This window comes from Thermoflexus sp., from assembly GCF_042408365.1.
GTDB lineage: Bacteria > Chloroflexota > Anaerolineae > Thermoflexales > Thermoflexaceae > Thermoflexus.
The window spans coordinates 1-3,897 of record NZ_JBHOQJ010000053.1; the positions used below are offsets into that span (position 1 = coordinate 1).

General features: G+C 62.2%; 4 protein-coding genes. All 4 read right to left on the reverse strand.

Annotated elements, in window-relative coordinates:
• Window positions 1–85: 85 nt before the first annotated feature.
• Window positions 86–397 carry a hypothetical protein gene (locus ACFMO5_RS02425; protein ID WP_376791183.1) on the reverse strand — a complete coding sequence of 104 codons (312 nt, stop codon included), beginning with the start codon at window positions 395–397 and terminating at the stop codon, window positions 86–88.
• Between the two features lie 42 nt (window positions 398–439).
• On the reverse strand, window positions 440–1,708 hold the full coding sequence (gene fabF, locus ACFMO5_RS02430) for a beta-ketoacyl-ACP synthase II (RefSeq protein ID WP_376791184.1): 1,269 nt from the start codon (window positions 1,706–1,708) through the stop codon (window positions 440–442).
• Between the two features lie 95 nt (window positions 1,709–1,803).
• Window positions 1,804–2,865, reverse strand: coding sequence for a glucose-1-phosphate thymidylyltransferase (locus ACFMO5_RS02435; RefSeq protein WP_376791186.1), 1,062 nt, complete (start codon window positions 2,863–2,865; stop codon window positions 1,804–1,806).
• Between the two features lie 228 nt (window positions 2,866–3,093).
• Window positions 3,094–3,711 (reverse strand): CpsD/CapB family tyrosine-protein kinase, encoded by a 618-nt coding sequence (locus tag ACFMO5_RS02440; RefSeq protein WP_376791185.1) that lies wholly within the window; start codon window positions 3,709–3,711, stop codon window positions 3,094–3,096.
• Window positions 3,712–3,897: the final 186 nt, after the last annotated feature.

Below are 3,897 nucleotides of genomic sequence, written 5' to 3' on the forward strand. Positions count from 1 at the left end.
CCGGGAGCCTTCCGCCCCCGGCCCAGCCCACGAAAACCCCAAGCGGTAGGGCTTCAACCAGGGCCTCAAAAGCAAAACGTTCCCTTCACACGCCACGTAGCTGCTGATATTCCTCCGGACTCAGAAAGCGCCCCCCTTCGATGGTTCGCTCAATGACTTGATACTGGGCATCCAGATGGACCTCCGCCCGCATCAACCGGAAACAGCGGTCGTCCATGATCTCCTTAATCAGCACATAACCGGTCCCCGTTTCATCAAGGTTCAGATCATACCGGCGGTCAGCCCGAACAGCGACCGGCGATCCACATCGCCCGCATTGCACATATAGCCAGATCGCATCCGGATCGGATTCCAGGATCCGTCCTGCCAGGAGCTCACGAACCCTGCGCCAGATCATTCGCTCACGCCTCCTATGCGGGTGCCTTGTAGGGGCATGCCCTTACAACCCTTCCCAGCGCCCGAGAACCAGCGAGACGTTATGCCCCCCGAACCCGAAGGCGTTCACCAGCGCCCGGCGCACCTGGGCTTTGCGCGCCACATTAGGCACATAATCCAGATCACAGGCTGGATCCGGGGTCTCATAGTTGATCGTCGGGTGGATGATCCCGTGAACGATGGTCAACGCGGTGGCGATGGCCCCCAAGGCCCCCGCGGCCCCCATCGTGTGGCCGATCATGGACTTGGTGGCGCTGATAGGGATCTGGTAAGCCGCTTCCCCGAAAACCTGTTTGATCGCCATCGTTTCAATCGGGTCATTCAGCCGAGTGGACGTTCCGTGGGCGTTAATGTAGTCGATCGCCTCCGGGCCAACGCCCGCATCCCGCAGAGCCCAACGCATCGCACGGACCGCCCCCGCCCCATCCGGTTCGGGGGCGGCCACATGATGGGCATCCGCAGCGTTGCCATAACCCAGCACCTCCGCATAGATGCGGGCACCCCGGGCGCGAGCGTGGGAAAGCCGCTCCAACACCAGGATCCCGGCGCCCTCCGCATAGACGAAGCCATCCCGATGGGCATCGAAGGGACGGCTGGCCCGCTCAGGCTCATCGTTCCGGGTGGAGAGCGCCCGCATGGCCGCAAAGCCCGCAATGGCAAAGTCCGTGATTAGCGCTTCCACCCCACCGCAAATGACCACGTCGGCGATCCCCCGTCGGATCCACTCCGCCGCCTCGCCGATCGCCTGAGCGCCGGTGGCGCATGCCGCCGCCACCGTGGCGATCGGCCCCTTGGCGCCGAAGTAGACGCTGACGTGATGGCTCGGCATATTGGGGATCGAGGCCACGAGGGCGAAGGGGCTCACGCGTCCCAACCCATGGGCGCGGAAGATCTGAATCTGGCGATCCGCCACTTCGTAGCCTCCCATGCCCACCCCGATGAGCGTCCCGACCCGCTCGGGATCGGGGAACCCATCGAGGCCAGCGTCCCGCACGGCCTCCAGAGCCGCTACGACCGCGAATTGGGAACAACGAGCCATGCGGCGGGCTTCCTTGGGCGGGAGGGCCACGGTGGGATCGAACCCTTTCACCTCACCAGCGATCCGGACCGGAAGCCCTGACGCGTCGAATTGGGTGATCGGGCCGATACCGGAGCGGCCTGCGATCAGGCCTTCCCAGAACGCCTGTACATTGAGGCCGAGGGGGGATAGCGCCCCCATCCCAGTGATCACCACCCGCTGAGCTTCCACACGCAAGGGCTCCGCTTCGCTCATCGATCGGCTGGCCTTCGGACCTAGGGGAATTTTGGGGTGGGTGGGGCCGCCGAAGGCAACCCCAACCCTAAAGAGACGGCCCTCTTATCCCCACTTCAAACGATCCCCACCTGGCTATAATCTCCCAAAGTGAATTTATACGCCTTCGGTTTCATCGGCGAATGGGTGATCACCACGCGGCGGCCAATCAAGCTGTCGGCGATCCGCGGGATGTCCTCAATTCGACAGTGCTCCAGCACAATGCTGTGCTCGATCTCGCTGTTGATGATCTCGCAATGGTGATAGATGCTGGTGAAGGGGCCGATGTAACTGTTCACAATCCGCGTGTGCTCTCCGATGATCGCCGGACCGCGCACGCGGCTGTTGATGATCTCCGCGCCCTTCTCAATAACCACCTTCCCTTCCAACACGGAATCCCGGTCCACATAACCTTCCACCCGCGGCTCCAACTCCTCCAGCACCAGGCTGTTGGCCGCTAGCATATCGATGGGCTTCCCTGTGTCGATCCACCATCCGGTGTGGACATACGGATAGACCCTGTAACCCTTTTCCACCAAGTATTGGATGGCATCGGTGATTTCCAGCTCGCCTCGCCAACTGGGGCGGATCGCCTCCACCGCCTCAAAGATCGGCGGCCGGAAGAGATAGATCCCCACCAGAGCCAGGTTGCTGCGGGGCTCGCGGGGCTTCTCCACCAGCCGCACGATGCGCCCGTTCTCCAGCTCCGCCACGCCATAGTGTTGAGGGTCCGGGACCTCCTTCAGGACGATCTGAGCATCGTAGTCGCTATCCAGGAACATCTGCACCAGATGACGGATCCCTCCCTGGATCACGTTGTCGCCCAGAAACATCACGAAAGGAGTGTCTTCCAGATAGCTCCGGGAGATCTTCACCGCATGGGCCAGGCCCAACGGCGCCTCCTGACGGATGTAGGTCACCTTCACCCCCCATCGGCTTCCATCCCCTACCGCTGCCATCACCTCGGGGGCGGTATCCCCCACCACGATCCCGATATCGGTGATACCCGCGTCTCTAACGGTTTCAATGACCCGGAAGAGGACCGGTTTGTTAGCGATGGGAATCAACTGCTTGGCGCTGGTGAAGGTTAAGGGATACAGGCGGGTCCCCTTCCCTCCGCTCAGGATCAGCGCTTTGATCGGTGCCATCCCTATCCCCTCCCATTGGACTCGTCTCAAAACCCCATTAAAAAGGAGAGAATTATCCTTAGCGGCTCTGCCCGGTTGAGTTTCGGGGATATGCGACGGGGGGAGCGTCCCCCCTCCCTTTCTCCCTTCTACCTGCCACCCAAGGATAAAAATCCCTCAAGGGCTGGGGACTCCGAAGGCGGTCCCCAACCCTCGAAGATCCCCAAGGACCATTTTAATTCACCCCCTCCATAGAATGACCCCCAGCACGGTTGCGTGAATTCGTTCCAGAGCCTCACGAGCCTGAAGCAGATGGGCCCGGTGGGTATATCGAACGCGGGCGATCAGGAGCACCCCATCGCTGTGCTCGGCCAGGTCCAGGGTTCGACTGGTGGTGTGCACCGAGGGTGCGTAAATCAAGATCCGCTCTGCCCGCCGCCGGAGGGCCTGCAAGAGCTCTCCAAACCTCCGAGGAACAGGGGGTGGCAGATTCACGTCCGGCGCGCCCGCGGGCAGCAAACACAACCCGGGAATCCCCGTCTCCACCAAATGAGCATCAATAGACCCCCCAGCCCCCGTCAGTAGCGTGCTGAGCCCGGTTGAGGGAGACACCCCAAAAGCCTCATGGAGCCGGGGGCGTGCCAGATCGGCATCCACCAGCAGGGTCTGCCGCCCAGCCTCGGCGAAAGCGATGCCGAGATAGAGGGCAACCTCAGCGGCGTCCTCCCCCGGGGTCGCCGGTGTGATCAGGGACACTTGAAGAGGGTGCTCCAGTCGCAGCGCTTCCAGATTCGTCCGTAAGATTCGGTACGCTTCGGCCACAGTCGGCCAGCGTTGAGGTCCTATCTGAGCTCGCATCTTCCCTACCCTTTCTCTACAACGCGAGGCGACCACAGAGAGAGGAAGATCCCTTCGTGCCCAGGGCGAACCACCAACAGTCTCCCCAACAGATACGGATGATCCGATGGCCTGGCGAAAGCGGAGGGCCTGACCCCAAGGGGGCAACCCCTTTCGGGGTTTGGGGGCGACCGGGCGCCAAAGGCG